This is a genomic window from Streptococcus mitis SK597, assembly GCF_000148545.1.
Classification (GTDB): domain Bacteria; phylum Bacillota; class Bacilli; order Lactobacillales; family Streptococcaceae; genus Streptococcus; species Streptococcus mitis_C.
The window spans coordinates 1-23,147 of sequence record NZ_AEDV01000017.1 but is presented as its reverse complement, the minus strand read 5'-3'; the positions used below and the strand labels follow the sequence as shown (position 1 = coordinate 23,147).

Genomic DNA, 23,147 nt, shown 5'->3' with positions numbered 1-23,147 from the left:
TACAAATTCTTGATAAAACTGACTAGTCGGAATTTCTCTGATATTCTTATCAAATGTCTTGTCAAGTGTTTTACTAACCTTCTCAGCAATCAACTGATTCTCTTGCCATCCACTTTGAAACTCTGAGCTCGAACTAGAAACCATGACTGGGATAAACAACAAAGTCAGTAGACTTACAGACAATAAGGAAAATAGTGATTTTTTCATGATTTTTCCTCCTTTCTATATATAGAATAACACATATAGAAAGCGTTGTTAATTTATTTGTCTTATTTTTCAGAAAATTCTTTTGTTTCTGAAAACTCTACGATACTCAATGTGTTTTTATATAATGATACAGTCTGAGAATCACTGTTCCACTAGCCATTCCAATGGAAATAACCAAAGCCAGCATAACAACCAAGGTAGCACTGGCAATGGCATGACTGTAATCTCCCGTCACAAAAAAGGCAGTTGTTCGATAAGAAAGATACCCCGGAACCAGAGGTGCCAAGATGGCCAAGATAAAGACCACAGCAGGTGTCTTATAAAGAATACTTAAAATCTGGCTGACACAAGAACCGATAATGGCGGCAATAAAAGTAGCCACAATAACATTGGTCGGTTCTTTGAGCAAGAGATAAATCAGCCAGACAGCCATGCCCAAAATCCCTCCAGGTAAGAGCATGGAGCGTTGCACATTGAGTACGATTAGAAAAGTGATAATGGCAAGAAGACTTGCTACTGCTTGTAATAAAAAGGTTGTTAGTGTCATATTAGTTCATCAATACCAAGGCGACAGAAGTTCCTGCCCCTAAAGCAAGGGTAATGAGCAGGGATTCAAACATCTTACTCATACCAGAGTTTATGTGGTTGGTCATAATATCACGAACCGCATTGGTCAAGGCAATCCCTGGTACAAACGGCATGACCGCACCAGCTATAATCAAATCTGCTGTTGAGGGAAAGCCTGTGTAGCGAGCCCAAAACTGGGCTATTATCCCAAATACAAAAGCTCCAGCAAAGGCTGTCACAAAAGGAATTCGGATAAACTTCTCCACATAAAGGGAAAAGGCAAAACCAAATAAGGTCGCCACTCCTGCCCCAAGTGCGTCATAGATATTTCCACTAAACATAACTGAAAAGAAAGGGGCACTAAAGGTCGCAGCCAGAGTTACCTGCAACTTAGTATAGGGAAGGGGTTGAGTTTGTAAAGTCGTCAATTGCTTGAAGGCTGTTTCTAAATCAAGCTTTCCTCCCACTAACTGACGAGAAATCTGGTTCACATCGCAGACTTTTTCGATGTTATAAGAAGAGGAGGTCACGCGCTTCATGCGCGAAATATTGGTATTTTCAATAGAGAAAAAGATAGCGGCAGGCATGGCAAGAACATTGCAATCCACAATCCCCTGCGAATGCGCAATCCGAATCATGGTATCCTCTACACGATGAATTTCTGATCCACTTTTGAGAAGAATGGTTCCAGCTAACATAATCACATCAATAACGGCATTTAATTCTTTTGATTCTTCCATGCTTTCCTCCTTTTATCAACTCCTTCTATTCTATCACAAATCCGGAGTCAAAAAAAATCTTTGCCATGAAATCATGACAAAGATTCGTTTAATCACGAGAATTTTCGTGGTTGCCTTCACTACTTGATTGAGTAGTAGCAGGTGCATTCCCTCGTTGATTTCCTTGTTGGTTCCCCTGACTTGGTGTCGTAGTAGAACCTTGATTTCCACGTTGGGATGGTGCTGATGATGACGTTGACGGTGGTGTTTTTGGTTTGTAGATTGAAATCTTGACACGCGTCTTAGTCAAATCAACCTTTTCACCCGCTTTTGGACTCTGTTCAACGACTGTACCCTCAGCAGTTCCATCAGGAGCTGTCGACACTTCTACAACTTCAATATTGGCTTCCTTAATCCCAACAATTTGAACAAGATTATTTTTAGTAAATTCAAGACTAGATCCTTTATAACTTGGCATAGAAACGCTGGTTACTTTCTTAGCAACGGTTAAGGTAATCGTTGAGACCTTGCTCAAATCATAGGTTGTTCCAGCAGCTGGACTCTGTCTGAGAACAGTTCCTGCTTCGCTCTCACTTGATTCTTCTTCCTCAATCTTAATGAGATTTTCAGGAACCTTCTTCTGCTTGAGTTCTGCTATAACATCTGTCGATTTACGGCCGATATAGTTACTCAATTGGAAAGATTGCTTGCCTGATGAGACAACCAAATTGATTTTCGAACCTTCTTTTCGAGTCTTTCCAGCTTCAGGATCTGTACGGATAATCCGCCCTTCTTCCACCTTTTCACTAGCCTCTGATTTCTCCTCGCCAATCTCAAAATTGGCTTTCTTGAGCGTTTCCTTGGCCTCCGCAACTGTCTGACCTGCCACATCTGGAATGGCAATGGTTGCAGGAGTTCTGGATAGTATCCAAATAAGAGAAGCTGCCACCAATAGAATGCTGGCCAACAAAATCATATAACGAACTCTAAATTTCCGTTTCTTAACAGGCTTGCTTGCATAATTGTCTTCTGAAACCTGCTGACTAGGCTTCGCAGTCTGTGGCTTCTGACTTTGTGTTTGCACCTTAGGAATCGAAGTCAAGGTACTCTGGGATACCTTTGGTAGTGTCTTGGTGTCTGCCTTAGTAGTATCATTAAATACCAGTTTAGGCTCATTACGACGATTGTAAGACAAGCTACTAGACAAGTCCACATACATCTCTGCAACTGACTGATAACGATCTGTCAATTTCTTGGCAGTTGCCTTGATAACAACATTTTCCAAAGCCTGAGGCACAGATGGATTTTCAGCTATAACCGATGGCAGTGGTTTCTGGAAATGCTGGAGGGCGATGGTCACCGCGCTATCCCCGTCATAAGGGATATGGCCTGTCAACATCTCATAGAAAATAATCCCCATGGCATAGATATCACTCTGTACAGTCGCCTTCGAACCACGCGCCTGCTCTGGTGACAAGTAATGAACCGAACCCAGCATAGAGTTAGTCTGAGTCAGACTTGTCTCTGCAAAGGCTACCGCAATCCCAAAGTCTGTGACCTTGGCAGTCCCATCTGGTGTCAAGAGGATATTTTGAGGCTTCAAGTCCCTGTGAACAATCCCTCTGGTATGGGCCAAACGCATGGCTAGGAGGATTTGTCCCATAATACGGACTGCTTCTTCATTAGAAAGAGGATAGTGTTCCTTGATATAGCGTTTAAGGTCTAGTCCAGCAACATACTCCATTGCAAGATACTGTTGACCGTCTTCCTCACCAATATCTGTTATCCGAACGATATGAGGATGGTCTAGATCTGCCATAGCTCTCGCTTCACGCTGAAAACGAGCTACAGCTATCGGGTCCGTCTGGTAGTTGGTCCTCAGGACCTTCACTGCCACTTCTTCTCCGTCTAGAATTAAATCCTTGGCCAAATAGACATCTGCCATGCCTCCTCGGCCAATCTGTTTCACAATCCGATAGCGTCCGGCAAAAATCTTGCCGATTTGGATCATTCTGCATCCTCCTCGTTCATAGAAACAAGGGCAACCGTAATGTTGTCTAAACCTCCTGCATTGTTAGCAAAACGCACAAGCGTCGCTGTTTTATCTGCCAAAGGAATATCACTGGTTACAATATCACAAATCTCACTGCCTGAAATCATGTTAGTCAAACCATCACTATTGAGCAAGAGATAGTCTCCTGGCTCAAGGGTAATCATTCCAAAATCAGGTTGAACTTCATCTTTTTGACCGATAGATTGAGTAATAATATTTTTCTGTGGATGGCTAGCTGCTTCTTCTGGCGTCAATTGACCTGCCTTGAGCAATTCATTGACCAAGGAATGGTCACTCGTTAACTGGTGGTATTCTTCCCCACGAATCAAACCGATACGAGAATCTCCAATATGAGCATAGATAGCCTGATTGCCAATAATAGCAACAGCTTCTAGAGTTGTTCCCATTCCTTTATAGGCATCATCTTGTCCAAGTTGATGAATCTTTTGATTTTCAATTTCTAGGTAATTGGCGAACCATTCACGCACTTCATTGACTGTATCGATCTGGGTGTCAACCCAAGCTATACCTAGGTCTGTTACCGCCATTTCACTAGCAATATTCCCTGCGCGATGACCTCCCATCCCATCAGCTAAAATAATCATGGTACGCCCAGCTCTATTGACATAGTGGTTGACATAGTCTTGGTTATTTGTTCGTTTCTGACCAACATCTGTTAATAATGAAATTTCCATGTGTCAGTTCCTTCCTAATCTGATATCTTGCGAAATTGACTGATGAAGAATCCATCACTTCCGTACAATTCAGGTGTAATGAGGATACAGCCGTCTTTCATGATATCCTTACATTCATGTTCTAGTTTTACCTGCTCGAACTCAGGATGATTTTCTAAAAACGCCTCAACGACTTGAAAATTCTCCTCTGAGACAATAGTACAGGTACTATAAGTTATTATACCACCTTTGCGTAGTGTTTGACAAACACTACCTAATATTTCTAGCTGAATTTCCTGTAAGGACGCGAAATCTGCCGTTTCTTTATTGTATTTGATGTCTGGTTTTCGACGCAGAAGACCAATTCCTGAACAGGGAGCATCCACCAAAATCTTATCAAAAGAATCCTGACCAAAAAACTCATGCACCTTTCTGGCATCCAATTTTTGCGTTTGAACCCGATCTGCAACTCCTAAACGTTGGGCATTTTCTTGAATTAAGTCCAACTTGTGGTCATACAAGTCCAGAGCAGTAACCTGACCTGTCGTGAGATAAGAGGCTATATGGGCTGTTTTCCCACCCGGAGCCGCACAGGCATCTAGAACCTGCTCATTGCCTTGTAAATCAAGAGTTGGCGCAACTAATTGACTAGACTCGTCTTGGATGGTAATCGCTCCATCCGCAAACAAATCATGGTCTGCAAAGTGGCCCTGCTCCTTCACAAGACCAGAAGGAGACAAGGATGAATCACTAGCCTCCAACAAGGCTTGGATTTCCTCTTTTCGTCCTAGGTCTGTCACACGAATACTGGCCTTGTTGCGCACCAAAAGACTTTCAAAAATAGCTTGCGCTCGCTCCTCTCCGTATTCTTCCTTGAGCTTGGCAACTAGCCAAACTGGGAGAGAATAGGCAATGGAATCACGCTTGTTTTTTCGTTTGATGCTGGCAATATCTGGCCAGCCTTCACGCAGAATACGTCGAAGGACGGCGTTGACTAATTTTTCACTGCCTTTTTTACGGACTTTGGCCAATTCTACTGCTTCATTGACCACAGCATGATCTGGAATCTTGTTCAAATAGCGGAGCTGGTAGGCACTCATGAGAAGAAGGACATAAAGCCAACTGTCTAACTGGTCTCTGTCTTCGATAAAGTGTGATAGGTACCATTCCAGAGTCAATTTACGGGCTACCGTTCCATAGACTAGCTCAGTCACCAAGCCCTTGTCTGCTACAGAAAGTTGACTTCCCTTTAGATGCTTATTTAAGGCGATATTTGAGTATGCTTGATTGATAAAAACATCCTCTAATACTGCTAGGGCTAGACTTCTAGCCGTTTCTACTTTAGTCACCAAATCGTTCTCCTACAGTCAATGTACGTCCAACTCCGTTGAGGAAGGAAGCAATGTCCATCTTAGGTTTACCAGCTGGCTGCACTTGTTTGAGGGATAGAGCCCCTTCTGCCGTTGCGACAATCAATTCTTTCTTACCGATAGAGAGAATCTCACCTGGATTTCCCTGACCTTCTACAGCTAGAGCTTCATAAATCTTAAAGCGGTCACCCTTAAGGAAAGTATGGGCAACAGGCCAGGGGTTCATGCCACGGATTTGGTTAAAGAGTTGACGATTACTTTTAGTCCAGTCCAGTTTTTCTTCTTCTGGCTTGATATTTGGAGAGAAAGTGACCCGACTTGGATCCTGCGGTTCAGGTTTGATTTCCCCAGCAATATAAGCCGGTAGAGTATCCAAAAGCAAATCACGACCAACAAGCGCCAATTTCTCAAACAAGGTGCCGACATTGTCCTCATCCGTAATCGGAATACTACGACGAGAAATCATATCTCCTGCATCCATTTCCTTAACCATTTCCATAATGGTCACACCAGCTTCCTCATCACCTTGAATCAAGGCATAATGGATAGGCGCACCGCCACGGTGTTTAGGAAGAAGGGAGGCGTGAACGTTGACAGCAAAGGCCATGCTATCAAGGAGTTTACTTGGTAGAAACTGCCCAAATGCAGCAGTCACAATTCCATCTGCTCCTAGCTTCATAAGTTCTTCCATCTCTGGACTTCCAGATAATTTTTCAGGTTGGTAGATAGATAGTCCTGCTTCCTTGGCAGCCTGCTTGACTGGGGTTTCTTGAATCACTTTTTTACGACCAACAGCGCGGTCTGGCTGGGTTACAACGGCTAGAATTTCGTAACGGTCATCTGTCAAAAGTCCTTTTAAGACTGTTGCTGAAAAGTCGGGGGTCCCCATAAAGATTAGTTTTGTCATATCTTCTCCTTCTTATAAAAATTGCTGTGGTTCATGGTCAATGCTGAGACGGAGCTCACTATTTTCCCGTTCTTGAGTCAAGGCTAAGACCTGGTTTAGGGTCGACCCTAGCTCATCTTCTAAACGATATTTAATTAAAATCTGGTAATGATAGAGGTTGTGGGTACGGGCAATGGGCTTGGGCGTTGGTCCAAGAATGTTACTGGTCTCTGACAATCCTGACCGCAAAATGTTCATAACTTCATAAGCACGTTTGACCACCTCTTCTTCTTTCTTGTGAGAAAGGGTAATGCCAATCGTGAAATAGTAAGGTGGATAACCAAGTTGTCGTCTGATTCCCATTTCATAAGCGTAAAAGCCTTCGTAGTCCTGATCCTTGGCAAATCGAATAGCATAGTGCTGAGGATTGTAAGACTGAATCAAGACCTGACCTGCTTTTTCAGCACGTCCTGCCCGACCTGCCACCTGAGTCAAAAGCTGGAAGGTTCTTTCAGAAGAACGGAAATCAGGTAGATTCAAGGCTGTATCCGCATTTAGAACTCCGACCAGAGTCACATTTGGAAAATCCAATCCCTTGGCAATCATCTGAGTACCTAGTAAAATATCCGCTTCTCCTCGTCCAAACTGGTCTAATAGGGCTTGATGACTGCCTTTCTTACGAGTCGTGTCCACATCCATCCGCAAAATACGGGCCTGGGGAAAGAGTTCTGCCATCTCGTCATAAGCCTTCTGAGTTCCTGTCCCATAATAACGAATACTGCGACTCTTACAGTTAGGACAGACCTGAGGAATATCCTTCGAAAAGCCACAATAATGGCAGTTCATGGTCTTGGTATCCATGTGCAAGGTCAAGGAAATGTCACAGTTGGGACAAGTATCCACCGTCCCACACTCCCGACACATAACAAAGCTAGAATAACCACGACGATTTAGCATGAGAACCACCTGCTCTTTTTTAGCCAGACGGTCTTGGATGGCTTCTAGCAAAGGTGGCGTAAAGTTTGACGTCTCATTCTGTCCGATATAGTCCCGAAAGTCAATCACTTGAACCTCAGGGATCCTAGCTAAAGGATTGGCGCGTTGGGTCAGACGTAAATGTTGATAGACGCCTTTTCCAGCTCGCGCACGGCTTTCCAGACTAGGAGTTGCTGAACCAAGCACCAAAGCTGCTTGATTATACTGGGACCTTAGAATAGCAACCTCTCTAGCATGGTAACGGGGATTGCTGTCCTGCTTATAAGTCGCTTCATGCTCTTCATCGATAATCATGACACCTAGATTTTTCAGCGGAGCAAAGATGGCAGATCTGGCACCCACAACAACTTGAGCATCGCCACGTTCCACTTTGCGCCATTCATCATACTTTTCACCATTGGAAAGACCTGAATGAAGAATGGCCACCTTGTCCCCAAAACGTGCTATAAAACGCTCCGTCATCTGAGGAGTCAGGGAAATCTCAGGTACCAGCAAAATAGCTGTCTTGCCCTTGTCCAAAGCCCCTTGGATAATCTGCAAGTAAACCTCCGTCTTCCCACTTCCTGTAATCCCTTGAAGGAGGAAGGGGGGCTGATGACTACCAATAGCACTCACAACCGCATCACGCGCCTGTCTTTGTTCTGGATTCAACTCCAAAGGCCTACTTGCCTCAATGCCTTCAAAATAAGCAGCCGAGCGTTGAACTTCCTTTTGAACTATGGTCACAGCACCTTGTTCGACAAAGAAGTTTACTTGCTCTCGCGAGTAGGACTCTAACAAACTAGCCAAGGAAGCACTCTCAGGATGAGACAGCAAATAGTCTCTCAATTCCAACTTTTTCTTGGCACGTGCAGAAATCTCTACACCTTCTAACTGAACAAGGTCTACCTCATACCAAGACTGGGTCTTGACCTTCTTTTGATCAATCGCCTGATATTCCAGACCAAGCAGGCCTTTTCTAGTCAAACGCATCATTTCAGCTTGCTTACCTAAATCCAGAGAAGAAAAGGCAAGCGAATCTTCTGAACCAAACAAGCGCTCTCGGTCTTCCTGACTCAGACCTGCCATAGGATAGAGAATTTTGTCATAGCTGGAGTTCAGAAACCCTGGTAACATAGCCTTGAGGATAGAGATTTTATAAGAAAAGACGGACTTGCGAAGCTCTTCAGCTAGCCAGAGTTGTTCTTGCGTGAGAACAGGAGAAAAATCCAGCACCTCCGCAATATCTTTTAAATCTTGATTAGCCTCTTCTTCATCTGGTTGGGACTCCAAACCAAGAACAATCCCTTGAATCAGGCGATTGCCCTTACCAAAAGGCACATGAACCCGCATCCCAACTTCTAGCATTTCCTCAAATTCCTCAGGAATCCTGTAACTATAGGGCTGGTCCGTCTGCATCAAGGGCACATCCACAATAATCTTAGCTATAGCCATCTTCTCACCTCCTTCTTGTCAGTACATTCTTGCAATAGAAAAAATAAGATTGAGTCCCCCCAACCTTAAATTTTTTCACCATCTTCTTTTTCTTTAGCGATTTGCTCTTTGATTTTCTTTTCTTCTTCTTCTTTGCGGCGTTTTTCTTCTTCGATACGGCGACGCACTGCTTCACGTTTTCCTTCTGGATCTGGGTGAATTGTAACGTTTCCTGATTCGATTTCTTCTAAAGCGCGAAGAGTTGATTTTTCAGATTTGAAACCTTGAGTAGCTGGCGCACCTGCTTCCAATTCGTGGGCACGTTTTGCTTCCAAGATTACGAGTGAATATTTTGATGGAACCTTGTCAAGCAAGGTATCAATAGAGGGTTTTAACATCATTTGCTTGTACCTATTTTCTAAATTTTATCGGGTAGTTGGAGATTTTGGTAACATCTCCTGATAGTGACCAATGACACGATCCACACGGAAGTGTTCTGCTTCGATCACACGTTTGACACGCTCAGCAGCTAGGGGCACCTGATCGTTGACAATCGCATAATCATACTCACGCATGAGGGCAATTTCTTCCTTGGCTTTTTCGATTCGTTGGGCAATCACTTCTGCACTATCTGTTCCTCGACCTACCAAACGATCTTGTAATTCATCTAAGTCTGGTGGTGTCAGGAAGATAAAGACAGCATCTGGAACCTTTTTCTTAACCTGAAGAGCACCTTGAACTTCAATTTCAAGGAAAACATCAATTCCCTTGTCCAAGGTTTCATTGACATAGGTCAGGGGAGTTCCATAGTAGTTGCCGACATATTCTGCGTATTCCAACATCTGTCCTTGACGAATCAGCTCTTCAAACTCTTCGCGAGTGCGGAAGAAATAGTCAACACCGTCCACTTCTCCAGGACGTTGTGCGCGTGTCGTCATCGATACAGAGTATTGAAATTGGTTTTCAGAACTCTCAAAAATCTCTCTTCTAACCGTTCCTTTTCCAACCCCTGAAGGACCAGAAAAAACGATTAGTAAGCCTCGGTCTGCCATTGTGTCTCCTTTTAGTCAGTCTGTGAAATAACATTTCTCTAGAATAATGGCAAAAAGCCAACTTATCCTTTACAGTCTTTCTATCTAGTGTAACAAAAAAGCAGTAATTTTTCAACTGCTCTTTCTTATTTATTTAGCATAATCTACTGCACGAAGCTCGCGAATCACGGTTACCTTGATATTTCCTGGGTAATCGAGATTGTTTTCAATTTTCTCACGAACTTTGTGAGCCAAGATTGTGACTTTGTCGTCCTTGATTTGTCCTGGATTGACCATGATGCGGATCTCACGTCCTGCTTGAAGGGCAAAGCTAGTTTGCACTCCCTCAAAGCCGTTAGCAATTTCTTCCAAATCATGAAGACGCTTGATGTAGCTTTCAAGAGACTCACTACGAGCACCTGGACGGGCCGCACTCAAGGCATCTGCTGCAGCAACAATCACTGCAATGACACTTTCTGCTTCGACATCACCGTGGTGGCTAGCAATCGTATTGACCACAACTGGGTGTTCCTTGTACTTACGAGCCAATTCCATACCGATTTCAACGTGGCTCCCCTCAACCTCACGGTCAATGGCTTTCCCGATATCGTGAAGGAATCCAGCACGACGGGCAAGAGCCGCATTTTCACCAAGTTCGCTCGCCATGATACCAGCCAACTTAGCAACCTCAATCGAATGACGCAAGACATTTTGTCCATATGAAGTACGGAACTGCAAGCGACCCATGATTTTCATCAAGTCTGGATGAAGGTTTGGCGCACCAATCTCATAGGCTGCTGCCTCACCGTATTCACGGATCTTATTGTCAATCTCTTGACGGTTTTTCTCAACCAACTCTTCTATACGAGCTGGGTGGATACGACCATCTTTGAGCAACATTTCCATAGTCATACGAGCAATCTCACGACGGATTGGGTCAAAACCTGACAAGGTCACCACTTCTGGTGTATCGTCGATAATCACATCGACCCCTGTCAAACTTTCAAAAGTACGAATGTTACGACCTTCACGACCAATAATGCGTCCCTTCATGGTATCATCTGGTAGATGAACCGTTGAGTTTGTTGACTCCGCTACATATTCACCAGCGATACGTTGCATGGCTTGAACCAAGATGTCCTTGGCCATTTTGTCAGAACGTTCCTTGACCTCTTGCTCAGCTTCACGAATGCGGCTAGCAATCTCCTTGGTCAAGTTTTCCTCTGTCTGAGCCAAGATAATATCTCGTGCTTCTGCCTGAGACAGGGCACCAATACGCTCTAACTCTGCTTCTTTTTGTCTTTCGACTTCCTCTAATTGCTCTTCACGCGCATCAAGGTTTTTCGCTCTATCAGAAATACTTTGTTCTTTTTGTTCAAGTGTTTGTTCTTTACTCGTCAAATTGTCGTCCTTACGGTCGAGGCTAGTAGCTCTCTCTGTCAAACGACTTTCGATTTGTTTGAGTTCCTGACGTTCTGATTTGAATTCAGCGTCCACTTCTTCACGGTATTTTCTGGCTTCTTCTTTGGCCTCCAATAGTGCTTCTTTTTTAAGAGACTTGCTTTCACGTTTAGCTTCATTAACAAGTAAATCCGCTTCACGCTCAGCTTGTCCACGTAAATTAGTTGCTTCTTGTTCAGCATTTAAAAGCATCAACTCTGCAGCTTCCTGAGATGATTTCATCTTAGCTGAGATGCTGACATATCCAATGACTAAACCAATGATGACGGCAAAAACAGCAATCGCAAGCGACATGATTTCCATGTTTTTACCTCATTTTATTGTTATTCCGAATGACATACATTCTTTTACATTCTACCATAAAAAAGTGATTTTCACAAACCTAAAATGGAATATGTTTTGAGGAATTTGGAACGCATTTGCTAAAATAAACTTGTTGTTTGTAAATAGTAGTTTGGTAGAGACTTGAGAAAAAGTCCACCTTTCAGTAGACTTAGTTTGTTTCTATTCTAATCGGCACTCTGCCAAAATTCTGCTCTGCTATACTTGGATTTCCCAATTGGTAAATCTGGTCTGCCTTTTGCGTCATGCTATCCCAAGGCTCTTTACCTATGCGGCTGACTAGACTGACCTGACCTTTCAAAGACTTGAGATGTTGCCTGCCTTTTTCAGTAAATCCAAGGACATGAATCCCTTCTGGCAAGTCACTTTCTCTAGCCTGCACCAAGATATAGGTCAAGAGGCGTCTGACACGCGCCTTGGTGTAACGCTTGGTCGCAACCGCTTCAACCAATTCGTCAACAGACTGGGCTGGTTTAATAGCCTCTTTAATGCGCACAGCCATTTCTTGATTAACCTGATGGATTGTTGTTAAGTCTGGATTTGACAAGATTTGATAGCGGAGCAAAGGAAAATAGTCATCCCAGCTCACCTTACTGACCTGCTCAAAAAGGTTAACAGAAGGCATAAAGCGTTCTAAGAAATCTTTGTCCCTTTGGTGCTGACGAAGGGCTGTCGCCGAAGCAAAGTCCACATCCTGGTCCACAGAATGGTAACCTGCCCCCTGACGCTGAATCGGATGCAGCTTGATATTTCGTCCTGCAACCGCCTTGGCATAGGCCAGAGCAAGAACATGATTGGGGGTATTACCTGAAAAATCAAGACCAGCAAATTCCTTCCACATGGCTTGGGTTTTCTGGGGATAGGAAAGGGAATCAGGCAGATTTTCCACAAATTTCTCCATCTCAGCACCTTGCTCTGTGTATAAGTCAGCGATTTTTTGATAATCCAGAACTTCCTCCGTCCCAAATGCTAGAGTATCAATGCCCAACCGAGCCAAGATATCCACAGCTCCTTGACCGAAGAAATCCGCAGCCTGAACACTGACTAAAAAGGGCAATTCCACCACCAGATCTGCTCCATTTGTCAGCGCCATCTGGGCCCGTGTCCACTTATCCACGATAGCAGGCTCTCCACGTTGCATGAAATTTCCAGACATGGCTACGATTTTCAACCCCTCTGCCTGCTCAAGCAGGTATTTGTGCCCATTATGAAAAGGATTAAATTCCGCGATAATACCTGTGATGGTCATAGTAATCTCCTACGTCTATATTTCCTTTTTGTTCTAAAGGGGTGTCGTTTAGCCTTCATTGGCACATTATTACTTTTAACAACTATTAATCTAACAATTATCTTGGATGTAACAATACAACTAGCAATAAATATCGGTATAATCGTATATGGATCCTTACTAGAGATACTATTTTTTACTTCATCTAAAAGGAGTAAGTAAGATCCAATAATTAAAATAAATAGCAAAGTAACTATAAGAACTTTAATCCAGTTCCAAAAATATTCAAACACTTCCTTAATAAAATCTGTATCATTTTTTACTAAAATTTTAATATATAACATACAGTTGCAGAAATCAACAAAGTCAATGGAATAATTGAATATTCACCAAACAATTGTATAATTTTATCTCCAAAAATAATTATTATATTTAAAGATGTATTGCTTATCTTAACTATCTTGGCATATTCACCAAACAAATACGCTAATATCGTAGGAAGCAACACATATTTAAATATTTCAAATTTATTGTCAGCTTCATAAATTACAATCTTCTTCAAAAATAATAAAGATATTTTTAAAATTAGTAGAAACAGACCTAATATTGATAAAAATACTAAGATAATAATCCCTATTATAATCAAGAGGATTGACACAATTGCTTTTTTCCAGTTTTTAAAAGATATATGTTCATAAAATAAATCAATATAACTCTGAAATTCAGTTTTAATATCTACTAACGGTTTAAGTCTAATATTATCTCTAAATTTTATGCAGTAAAAGCCAAAATAAAATAAGATAAATACTAATAGCCAAACTTGTCCTTTTATCATGCTAATCTCCTACTTCTGCGCGACAAAAAACCAACGGGTACTTGTCTCTGTCGGCTCCTTGTCCTCAAAGTCCGCATAAAGTTTGAAGGACTTGAATCCGGCCTGTTCCAGCAAAATATCATAGGTCAAGACTTCATAGGTCCGCTCCTCATGCACTTCATCGTGGCGACTAAAGGAACAGTCCGCCTCCTTGATAAAGAAAGTCAACTCATGCACGATAGAATGTGGTGCTGAATCCTCATAGGTGTCCCAGAGCATAGCGAAATCTTCCGCATTTTCATGGTAGGAATAGCCTGGAAAAACTTCATCTGTCTGGTAAGTCGAATGCACATCAAAGATGAAAACTCCGTCTTCATTGAGGACATTATAGACTTCCTTAAAAACGTCTCCTACTTCCACCTCATCTTGCATATAGCAGATTGAGTCCGAATAACAAGTGACAAAATCATATTGACCTGCCTTGGACAAATCCAGCATATTGCCTTCAATAAAGTCAATCTTTTGTTTGGCTGAAGAAGATCTCTTCTCGGCAATCTTCAACATATCCCCACTCAAATCAAGTCCAGTCACATCAAAACCAGCTTGAGAAAAGCGTACAGACTGAATACCTGTCCCACAAGCCAATTCTAAGAGTTTCTTTCTCTCCTTAGTCTTAGGCAAGTGACGCAGAGAAAAATCCGTCCATTTATCATATAAACTATCGTCCATGACTGCATCATAGACCGCCGCAAAGGTTTCATAAGTTGCCATAATCATGATACCCAGAGCCTCCATGGCAAACACCACTCGCCCTATACCTTTCTATCTATTTTTCTAAAATAAGCAAAGAAACCCAGTTGACTGCAACTGAGTTCGTCTTCTAAGCAAGAGTTTCAGATAAATCTACAGAATCCGCCTCATGCCATAGTTTTTCTAGGTTATAGTGAGCACGCATTTCTTCTGAAAAGACATGCACAACGACAGCACCGAGGTCTAGCAAGACCCATCCTCCAGCTGCATCGCCTTCTATATGGCTGCCTTTAAAACCAGCTTCCGCTACTTTTTCACGGATATTATCAGCGATAGCATCCAACTGGCGGCTATTCATTGAACTAGTGATAACAAAATAGTCCGTCACGCTGGTCAATTCTTGTACGCCAAGTGCGAGGATATCCTCCGCACGTTTCTCATCAGCCGCTTTCACGACTAGTTCTAGTAATTCTTTTTCGTTCATTTAGTCCTCTTTCTAGAAAATATGTTTATAATCTAGGACATCTGCAAAGCGATCCTCCCAAATGTCCTCATAAAATTCATTTATCGTTTCTGCTGGAATGTCATCCCCATCAAAGGTTGTGACAGCACCTTCTGGAATAATCAGCTTATAGCCATATTCAAAGGCAACCTTGACAGAGGTATCCACACAATATTCTGTCTGCATGCCACATAAAACTAATTTTTCAATCCCCTGTTTATCCAAGTATTCTTTTAAGCCAGTTTCTTTGAAAATACTATTATACTTCTTCTGAAAGACCTTTTCATCAGGTTTTCGATTTAAAAGTGCAGATAACTGCCAATCTTCTGATGTTTGGGCTTCAGGATTCTCAATATGTTGAACATAGATAATTTCGATATTCTTACTTCTAGCATGGTTTTGTAAATAAGAAATTTTTTCCAATAGACTATTTGTCTGAAAACCGGTTTCCACTAAAATATTCTGAACATCAATGATTATAAAAGCCGTCTTCATTTAGTCCTCTTTCAAATAGTGCACAAAGGCGTTATAGGTTTCAATGGTTTGGGGATAGATAGGGAATCCCTGATGAGCTAGATGCTCCACGGTATGAGCTGTTTCGTAGGCCACCGCCTTATTGAGCGATAGACTCGCAATCTCACGCGCCACGTTCACTCCAGGAAAGGCTCGATTGTGCTCAATATAGTCAGCTACGTAGATGACTTTATCTAGGTCTGTCATCTGGTCAGCACCGACTGTATGTATTTCAATGGCTCGTAGAATTTCAGAATCATGCAAATTCAAGTCTTCCTGAATCTTGTAGATACCAACCATACCATGCCAGACATTATTGCCCCAGTTTTTGAGGTCAGGGTCTAGCTGATAACGGTCAATCAAGTCTAAAAATTCCTGATCTGACAGCTTTTTAGCATAGTCATGAAGAAGGCCTGCTAGTCCTGCTTTCTCGGCATCGACTCCAAATCGCTGAGCCAGTTCTATGGCTGCACGCTCCACACCCAAGCAATGGGTTAAGCGTTTCTCAGGTAGAAGCTCTGCCATTTTTTCCAACAAAGCCTCACGAGAACAGTTAATATAGTCTTGATAGCCCATCAGTAAAGCCCCTCCTTCTCGATGTAGTCTAGCACTGGCTGAGGTAGGAGAAAGTTGGGTTTCCGACCTTGGGCAATGAAGTCACGCACCATGCTGGACGAGATATCCATGAGAGGCACATCCACCCAGATAACTGGATAGGAAGTCCCAGCCTTGTAGCGTGGGCGTTGAACCCCCACAAACTGAACCATGTCAACCAGCTCATCAATTCGGTACCACTTAGGCAGATAGTCCACCATATCGGCACCGATGATAAAGTAATAATCCGTATCTGGATTCTTCTCTGTTAAAATCTTCATGGTGTCGTAGGTATAGGAAATGCCCTTGCGCTCCAACTCAATAGTTTCAATGTCCAGACCTTCAATCCCCTCAATCGCCAATTCAAGCATCTTGAGACGATGGTGTTCAGGGATTGTTTCCTTTTTATCTACATGAGGAGGTTGGTACTCAGGCATGAGCAAGACTTGATCCAGTCCTAACTGTTGCCGTACTTGGTCCGCAACGATGAGATGGGCATTGTGAACAGGGTTAAAATTCCCCCTAAAATCCCGACTTGTTTGCGTTTTTTCTCCTTGATTTCTGGCTCCAACTCTACCTTGGTAAAGGGAGTCAATAGTTCGATTGCCATAGGCTAGTCTCCTTTATTTCTCTGTAAAAACAGTTATTTGGAGTAGGTTTCCTAGATTTCTTTGACTTTTTTAGAAATCTTGCGATTTTCTTTCTTGCTAGATTGTTTAAACAAAATCAAGATGCGTCCGATTTTTTGGACTGTATCCACACCAATTTCTTCTTCCAAGATTTCAGCTACTTCGTGGATATTTTCATCTGTATTTTGCAAGAGCGTTACTTTAATCAATTCGCGGGCATCAAGAGCTTGACGGACGCTGGTTTTGATTTGGTCGTTGAGACCATTTTTTCCGATTTGGATGATGGGTTTGAGGGTGTGTGCCTGGCTGTTGAGGAAGGCACGTTGTTTTGATGTTAATGACATAATTTCTTTAAAAGAGTTTCTTTTTATACTTTTCTGAAGTGGTGACGGACGTCAGCAAAGTCCTTCGGACTTTCATGACTAAAATTTGAGCCTAAGGTCTCAAATTTTCCGCAGTTGGTACAATCACTTGTACCAACTGACACCACAGCGAAAAGTATTCGTTATGGGCTCGCAAGGCTCGCCCGAATTCAGATAACCCTTTCCTTTCTGTGTTTAAATAATCGCTTTTCGTGTGACGACGGCGACGCCTTCTGGTGCCCAGACGGCGACTTTGGCGGTGCCTGTTACACGGATCCAGCCTAGGCCTGAGATGACTAGGTCTGTCTTGTCCTTGATGTTAAAGACATGTTGGACTAGTTTTGGAAAATCTTCTTTTTCCTTACTATTTGGTGGTGTCAGAAGGGTTCCGACGTGCTTATCGTAAAAGGCACTAGCTCCTTCTAACTTGGTACGATGCAATTTGAGTTCATTGTCAAAGAAGGCAGTGAAGCCTTGCTTTTCACCCGCAATGAAATCAAATCGTCCGAGACCTCCTAAAAACAGGGTTTGTTCAGGATTGAGCTGATAGGTCTTAGGCTTGATTTCCTTTTTAGGGCTGACATACTTGAGGTTTTTGGCCGTCAAGTAGTGAGCCATCTGGTGACGGTGGATAATCCCTGGTGTATCGTAGATATAAGATCCGTCGTCAAGCGGAATCTCAATCTTGTCCAAAGTTGTCCCTGGGAAGCGCGAAGTCGTAATGACATTCTGGTCACCCGTGATTTCTTGGATAATGGAATTGATAAGAGTTGATTTTCCAACGTTGGTCACACCAACCACATAGACATCGCGGCCCTTACGGTAGTGTTCAATCTTGTCAATGACTTCCTTAATAGCATGTTTGTTTTGTGCCGAAGTTAGGACGACATCCACAGGACGAAGCCCTTCTTCGTGGGCACGTTCCATGAGCCACTGGCTAATCTTACCAGGCTTAACTGACTTAGGGAGGATATCTTTTTTATTTCCTACTAAGAGAACATCGTTGCCCGAGACAAAACGTGGCAAGCCTGGGATGACAGAGCCATTAAAATCAAAGATATCAATGACATTGACCACTAAGGCATCACTGTCTCCCACCTCGTGCAAGAGCTTGAGGAAATCATCGTCTGTCAACTGGACATCCGTGATCTCATTATAGTGGCGGAGACGGAAACAGCGTTGGCAATAGACTTCGCCAGTTTCCAAACCTTTTTCAAGTGCCGACTGGGGAGTAAATCCAAGTCCAGCCTTGTCTGTCGTCTGAATGGTTGCTCCACAACCAATACAGAGAATTTCTTCCATAGTTAAATTCCTTTTTTATATGTAATCGGTCCGTACTTTTCAGTGATTTTTCGCATGACACGGCGCTCACGAGCTCGGTTAATCTGCGTCTTGATAGAGTCGTGTTGAACCAGGGGCTTGACCAAGATTGAGCGAATACCTGCACGGTGGGCTGCTCGAATATCTGTCATGAGCTGGTCGCCAACCATGACCACTTCGCTTTTATCATAGTGGAATTCCTTCATGGCACGGTCAATCCCAAATGTGAAGGGCTTCAGAGCCCAATAAACGTAATCAATCCCAAATTTCTCAACTGCGCGTTGGACGCGTTTTTTGGTGTTGTTTGAGACTACGATGATGCGAATGCCCGCGTCCCGAAGATCATGTAGCCATTGCTTCATTTCTGGCGTCCCGTCAGGGTTGTTCCAAGCAATGAGGGTATTATCCAAATCGACCAAAACAGCCTTGATTCCATGCGCCTGCAGGCTTGGGACTGTCAGATCATAGACTGCTTCCACAGCAAAGTCTGGCATGTAGTTTTCAATCACCATTTTGGCTCCTTTTCTTTTATTTTCTAGTAATTTTCTTCAGCCATTGAGATAAGGCCACCCATAAAATCAAGCTAGTCATTAAGATATAAATCCAAGCATTTGGCTCTTCTGTAAATGGTAGAGGAACATTCATTCCGAAGAAACCTGTAATAACCGCAAGTACTGCTAGTAAGACGGAGATAATAGTCAAAATTGACAAACTATCATTCAAGTTATTGTTTAGGATGTTGTTGTAAGATGCTGATAGTTGTTGCAAGACTTGAGAAATCAAGTCTGTCATAGACACCAACTGATGGGCTTCAATCATGGCATCATCAAACTGCTCTCGTTCGACATCATTAAATCTCCGATAAAGAGCATGGCCCTGGATATGTTCCAAGAGGAGTCGATTTTGTTTTGCTGCTGCTGTCAAGTAAACCATACCAGTCTCCAAGTCAGAGAGGGCGAAGAGATTTTTCTTTGTTGTAGTTTGACGTAGCAAGGCACTAATTTCGTCCTTACTTTTATCCATCTCTTCAATGACAGGATAATAAGCGTTACTGATAATCTCTAAACCAGCAAAGAGAAACTTGTAAATAGAAAGCGACTCATGGCTATCCAGATAAGCTGACATCTGATCAATGACATAAGCATTCTTATGATTGCTGATGGTAATCATTCGTTGTCTTTCGACGATAAAGGTCATGGGAATCGCTTCATAATATTCTTTGTCTTTTTCTAAATCAAGAACATTATAAATAAAGGTTACCGTCTCCGTTTCACGGTTATAATCCATATGAGCTCGTTCATTTCTATCCAGAGCATACTCAATGGTTTCCTTGTCCAATCCATAGATGTCAGAAAGATCTTCCATATTTTTAATCTTATCCACATCAAGGTCTATCCAGGTACAACCATTGCCCAACTGTTTTTCTAAAAACATCTTCTCTCCTTTACCAAACTCTTTCTATTGTACCATAAATCTGCTAAAATTTCAGGCCTGGTCTGTCCGAGAGAAATTGCTAACGACGGTGATATTCCGATTGGGAACGAAGTGCAGAACCTGGTCTTCTCCTCTGAGTTGCGTTGTTCGAATACCGACGCTGACGACCTTGCCCGATACAGTAATGGGGCCATTTGTCAGAACGACCTCATCTCCCACATCCAGTTGATGTTCAAAGAGGATGAAAAAGCCATTGATGACATCAGACAGAAAACCTTGGGCTCCCATACCAATGGCCACCCCAGCAATCCCAGCACCTGCCAGCAAACTAGAAACTGGCAAACCTAAAATCGACAAAATGCAGTAGAGTAAAAAGAAATAAAGGGTATAATTAAACACATTTTCTAACAGACGTGAGATGGTTTTCTGACGTCCGACATCATGACGAGACATTTTTAGAGAAGGTTTAACAATTCTCTGCACCATGGTATGGAGCAATTTCTTAGCTATATAAAAGAGTAAAAATAAGAATAAAAGAGAAAGTACCTTGGTCAAGATATTCTCGATAATCGCTGTAACATCTAGCTTTTCAATATAAGCTTGAATAAATTTTTGCATATAAAACTCCTTTATTTCATTATACCATACTTTCATAAAGTGTCATTCTCCATAAATTTTCAAAAATAGACAGAAAATTCTTGATTTTAGTTCATATTTATACTATAATCATAAACATTACACAACAAAGGAGATTGTTATGAAAAAATTCATTCATACTTGGAATAAGGCAAGCCTAATCAAACGAATTTTGATTGGCATGCTTATTGGAGGAACCCTAGGACTGACACTTCCTAACATTTCAGGAATTGGCCTTCTAGGGGATCTCTTTGTTGGTGGCCTCAAAGCCATCGCACCGATTCTGGTCTTTGCCCTCGTTGCCAACGCCCTTTCTCAACATCAAAAGGGGCAAGATAGCAATATGAAAACCGTTATCTTCCTTTACTTGGTGGGAACCTTTGCCGCTGCCCTTATCGCTGTACTAGCAAGTTTCATCGTACCTGTTGAAATTACCCTAAATAGCGCTAATACCGATATTGCTCCACCAGATGGGATTGGACAAGTCCTCAGCAACCTCTTGCTCAAACTGGTTGACAATCCAGTCAATGCCCTCATTACTGCCAACTACATCGGTATCCTATCTTGGGCAGTTGTTTTCGGGATTGCTATGAGAGAAGCCAGCAAAAATAGTAAAGAATTACTGAAAACTATGGCTGATGTGACTTCTAAAATTGTCGAATGGATCATCAACCTAGCTCCATTTGGGATCTTAGGACTTGTATTTAAAACCATCTCTGATAAGGGAATCGGAAGCCTAGCTAACTATGGAATCTTGCTTGCCCTCTTGGTGACGACCATGTTCTTTGTGGCTCTAGTAGTCAATCCATTGATTGCCTTCCTCTTTATGAAGAGCAACCCTTATCCCCTCGTTTGGAAATGTTTGCGTGTCAGTGGTGTGACAGCCTTCTTCACTCGTAGTTCTGCGGCCAACATCCCTGTCAACATGAAACTTTGCCACGACCTTGGACTGGATCCAGATACCTACTCTGTTTCTATCCCACTTGGTTCTACTATCAACATGGCCGGAGCAGCGATTACCATTAACGTTTTGACTCTTGCTGCAGTTAACACTCTTGGAATCCCTGTTGACTTTGCGACAGCCTTTGTCCTCAGTGTAGTAGCAGCTATCTCAGCCTGCGGTGCTTCTGGTATTGCGGGAGGTTCCCTCCTTCTTATCCCAGTTGCTTGTAGCCTTTTCGGTATTTCTAACGATATTGCCATGCAAGTTGTTGGGGTTGGATTTGTGATTGGTGTCATCCAAGACTCATGTGAAACAGCCCTTAACTCTTCTACAGACGTCCTCTTTACTGCCGTTGCCGAATACGCAGCAGCCCGTAAAAAATAACTCATAAAGGCAAGCCTGCTCAGGTCTTGTCTTTTCCGCTTTTATTCTAACTTATCAGGAAATTCTTATGTCTATTAGCCAACGTACGACCAAGCTCATCTTAGCTACCTGTCTTGCCTGTTTTCTTGCTTATTTTCTCAATCTTTCCTCAGCAGTTTCGGCTGGAATTATCGCTCTCTTGAGCCTATCTGATACGCGTAGAAGTACCTTAAAACTGGCTCGTAATCGACTCTTTTCCATGCTCCTAGCTCTGGCTATCGGTGTTCTAGCTTTTCACTTGAGCGGATTTCATATCTGGAGCCTTGGCCTCTATCTAGCCCTCTATGTGCCTCTAGCCTACAAGATGGGTTGGGAAATTGGCATCACACCAAGTAGCGTTTTGGTTAGCCATCTCTTGGTGCAAAAATCAACCTCTCCAGATCTTCTAGTCAATGAATTCCTTCTCTTTGCTATCGGTACAGGATTTGCTTTACTGGTCAATCTCTACATGCCTTCACGAGAAGAGGAAATCCAGCACTACCACACATTGGTAGAAGAAAAGTTAAAAGATATCCTCCTACGCTTCAAATATTATTTATCCAGAGGGGATGGACGTAACCGAGCACAGCTGGTAGCAGAATTAGACACGCTTTTGGAAGAAGCCCTCAGACTGGTCTATTTGGATCACTCTGACCACTTCTTTCACCAAACCGACTACCATATCCACTACTTTGAGATGAGACAGCGACAAAGTCGTATCCTGCGAAATATGGCCCAGCAAATCAACACCTGTCACCTAGCTGCCAGTGAAAGTCTGATTTTGGCCCAACTTTTTTCAAAAATTGCCGGTCAACTGAGCCAGACTAATCCTGCTTCTGATTTGCTAGATGAAATTGAACATTATCTAGAAGTCTTCCGCAACCGCAGTCTGCCCAAGACAAGAGACGAATTTGAAACCCGCGCCACCCTTCTCCAACTCCTACATGAAGCCAAAACCTTCATCCAAGTAAAAGTTGATTTTTATCAAAAATATGGACAGTAATACTCTTCGAAAATCTCTTCAAACCACGTCAGCTTCGCCTTGCCGTAGGTATGGTTACTGACTTCGTCAGTCTTATCTACAACCTCAAAACAGTGTTTTGAGCTGACTTCGTCACTTCTATCCACAACCTCAAAACGGTGTTTTAAGCAACCTGCGGCTAGCTTCCTAGTTTGCTCTTTGATTTACAGGCTCTATAATATTTGTAGTGGGTAAATCCCCTATGGATATTATGGAGCCTATTTTGTTGTAGAAAAAAAGTCCCATATGACCTATAATGAAAAGCGATCAAACAACTCAC

24 protein-coding genes and 1 pseudogene are annotated in these 23,147 nt (G+C 42.6%); 2 read left to right on the top strand and 23 right to left on the bottom strand.

Annotation, left to right across the window (positions count from 1 at the left end):
• From SMSK597_RS05080 to SMSK597_RS04965, 23 genes and pseudogenes are all read right to left on the bottom strand, one after another.
• The coding region (locus SMSK597_RS05080; protein ID WP_000749038.1) for a hypothetical protein at window positions 1-207 on the bottom strand (207 nt) is incomplete at its 3' end.
• 106 nt (window positions 208-313) lie between these two features.
• Window positions 314-754: a threonine/serine exporter family protein gene (locus tag SMSK597_RS05075; RefSeq protein WP_000176930.1), complete on the bottom strand. Its 441-nt coding sequence runs from the start codon at window positions 752-754 to the stop codon at window positions 314-316.
• 1 nt (window position 755) lies between these two features.
• Window positions 756-1,514: a threonine/serine exporter family protein gene (locus SMSK597_RS05070; RefSeq protein ID WP_000392875.1), complete on the bottom strand. Its 759-nt coding sequence runs from the start codon at window positions 1,512-1,514 to the stop codon at window positions 756-758.
• An 88-nt stretch (window positions 1,515-1,602) separates the two neighbouring features.
• Window positions 1,603-3,504, bottom strand: a complete 1,902-nt coding sequence (pknB, locus tag SMSK597_RS05065) for a Stk1 family PASTA domain-containing Ser/Thr kinase (RefSeq protein WP_000614544.1) — start codon at window positions 3,502-3,504, stop codon at window positions 1,603-1,605.
• The gene (locus tag SMSK597_RS05060; RefSeq protein ID WP_000406242.1) at window positions 3,501-4,241 is read right to left on the bottom strand and encodes a Stp1/IreP family PP2C-type Ser/Thr phosphatase; all 741 of its coding nucleotides are present in this window, start codon (window positions 4,239-4,241) and stop codon (window positions 3,501-3,503) included. Before SMSK597_RS05060 ends, pknB begins: the two co-directional genes overlap by 4 nt.
• A gap of 14 nt (window positions 4,242-4,255) precedes the next feature.
• Complete coding sequence (gene rsmB, locus SMSK597_RS05055; protein WP_004237489.1) at window positions 4,256-5,569, bottom strand: 16S rRNA (cytosine(967)-C(5))-methyltransferase RsmB; 1,314 nt, start codon at window positions 5,567-5,569, stop codon at window positions 4,256-4,258.
• Window positions 5,562-6,497 (bottom strand): methionyl-tRNA formyltransferase, encoded by a 936-nt coding sequence (gene fmt, locus SMSK597_RS05050; protein WP_000163701.1) that lies wholly within the window; start codon window positions 6,495-6,497, stop codon window positions 5,562-5,564. Before fmt ends, rsmB begins: the two co-directional genes overlap by 8 nt.
• Before the next feature lie 12 nt (window positions 6,498-6,509).
• Complete coding sequence (locus SMSK597_RS05045) at window positions 6,510-8,906, bottom strand: primosomal protein N' (RefSeq protein WP_000951905.1); 2,397 nt, start codon at window positions 8,904-8,906, stop codon at window positions 6,510-6,512.
• Between the two features lie 65 nt (window positions 8,907-8,971).
• A complete protein-coding gene (rpoZ, locus tag SMSK597_RS05040; protein WP_000979235.1) occupies window positions 8,972-9,286 on the bottom strand; it encodes a DNA-directed RNA polymerase subunit omega in 315 nt (104 codons plus the stop codon).
• A gap of 24 nt (window positions 9,287-9,310) precedes the next feature.
• Window positions 9,311-9,937, bottom strand: coding sequence for a guanylate kinase (gene gmk / locus SMSK597_RS05035; protein ID WP_000775041.1), 627 nt, complete (start codon window positions 9,935-9,937; stop codon window positions 9,311-9,313).
• A gap of 129 nt (window positions 9,938-10,066) precedes the next feature.
• Window positions 10,067-11,680 (bottom strand): ribonuclease Y, encoded by a 1,614-nt coding sequence (locus SMSK597_RS05030; protein WP_000404936.1) that lies wholly within the window; start codon window positions 11,678-11,680, stop codon window positions 10,067-10,069.
• A 190-nt stretch (window positions 11,681-11,870) separates the two neighbouring features.
• Window positions 11,871-12,968, bottom strand: coding sequence for a nucleotidyltransferase (locus tag SMSK597_RS05025; RefSeq protein WP_000156378.1), 1,098 nt, complete (start codon window positions 12,966-12,968; stop codon window positions 11,871-11,873).
• 301 nt (window positions 12,969-13,269) lie between these two features.
• Entirely contained in the window at window positions 13,270-13,782 is a 513-nt protein-coding gene (locus SMSK597_RS05015) for a hypothetical protein (protein WP_000589740.1), read from the bottom strand.
• Between the two features lie 9 nt (window positions 13,783-13,791).
• Complete coding sequence (locus SMSK597_RS05010; RefSeq protein WP_025169659.1) at window positions 13,792-14,532, bottom strand: class I SAM-dependent DNA methyltransferase; 741 nt, start codon at window positions 14,530-14,532, stop codon at window positions 13,792-13,794.
• A gap of 109 nt (window positions 14,533-14,641) precedes the next feature.
• Window positions 14,642-14,995: a ribosome silencing factor gene (gene rsfS / locus SMSK597_RS05005; protein ID WP_001003035.1), complete on the bottom strand. Its 354-nt coding sequence runs from the start codon at window positions 14,993-14,995 to the stop codon at window positions 14,642-14,644.
• Between the two features lie 12 nt (window positions 14,996-15,007).
• The gene (locus SMSK597_RS05000; RefSeq protein ID WP_000844700.1) at window positions 15,008-15,508 is read right to left on the bottom strand and encodes a cysteine hydrolase family protein; all 501 of its coding nucleotides are present in this window, start codon (window positions 15,506-15,508) and stop codon (window positions 15,008-15,010) included.
• The gene (gene yqeK, locus SMSK597_RS04995; RefSeq protein ID WP_000541095.1) at window positions 15,509-16,102 is read right to left on the bottom strand and encodes a bis(5'-nucleosyl)-tetraphosphatase (symmetrical) YqeK; all 594 of its coding nucleotides are present in this window, start codon (window positions 16,100-16,102) and stop codon (window positions 15,509-15,511) included.
• Window positions 16,102-16,730: pseudogene (locus SMSK597_RS04990) on the bottom strand (nicotinate-nucleotide adenylyltransferase). The gene yqeK and the pseudogene SMSK597_RS04990 overlap by 1 nt, the downstream one beginning before the upstream one ends.
• A 51-nt stretch (window positions 16,731-16,781) precedes the next feature.
• Window positions 16,782-17,093, bottom strand: a complete 312-nt coding sequence (yhbY, locus tag SMSK597_RS04985) for a ribosome assembly RNA-binding protein YhbY (RefSeq protein WP_000060169.1) — start codon at window positions 17,091-17,093, stop codon at window positions 16,782-16,784.
• Between the two features lie 213 nt (window positions 17,094-17,306).
• A complete protein-coding gene (gene yqeH, locus SMSK597_RS04980) occupies window positions 17,307-18,413 on the bottom strand; it encodes a ribosome biogenesis GTPase YqeH (protein WP_000391195.1) in 1,107 nt (368 codons plus the stop codon).
• A gap of 2 nt (window positions 18,414-18,415) precedes the next feature.
• Complete coding sequence (locus SMSK597_RS04975; protein ID WP_000234216.1) at window positions 18,416-18,943, bottom strand: YqeG family HAD IIIA-type phosphatase; 528 nt, start codon at window positions 18,941-18,943, stop codon at window positions 18,416-18,418.
• Window positions 18,944-18,959: 16 nt separating this feature from the next.
• Entirely contained in the window at window positions 18,960-19,865 is a 906-nt protein-coding gene (locus tag SMSK597_RS04970) for a magnesium transporter CorA family protein (protein ID WP_000478239.1), read from the bottom strand.
• A 51-nt stretch (window positions 19,866-19,916) separates the two neighbouring features.
• Window positions 19,917-20,483, bottom strand: a complete 567-nt coding sequence (locus SMSK597_RS04965; protein ID WP_001168877.1) for a mechanosensitive ion channel family protein — start codon at window positions 20,481-20,483, stop codon at window positions 19,917-19,919.
• 139 nt (window positions 20,484-20,622) lie between these two features.
• Between SMSK597_RS04965 and sstT the strand changes: the two genes are divergently transcribed.
• Both sstT and SMSK597_RS04955 read left to right on the top strand, forming a co-directional pair.
• On the top strand, window positions 20,623-21,828 hold the full coding sequence (gene sstT / locus SMSK597_RS04960; RefSeq protein ID WP_000713445.1) for a serine/threonine transporter SstT: 1,206 nt from the start codon (window positions 20,623-20,625) through the stop codon (window positions 21,826-21,828).
• Window positions 21,829-21,895: 67 nt separating this feature from the next.
• The gene (locus tag SMSK597_RS04955) at window positions 21,896-22,849 is read left to right on the top strand and encodes an aromatic acid exporter family protein (RefSeq protein WP_000028162.1); all 954 of its coding nucleotides are present in this window, start codon (window positions 21,896-21,898) and stop codon (window positions 22,847-22,849) included.
• Window positions 22,850-23,147 lie beyond the last annotated feature (298 nt).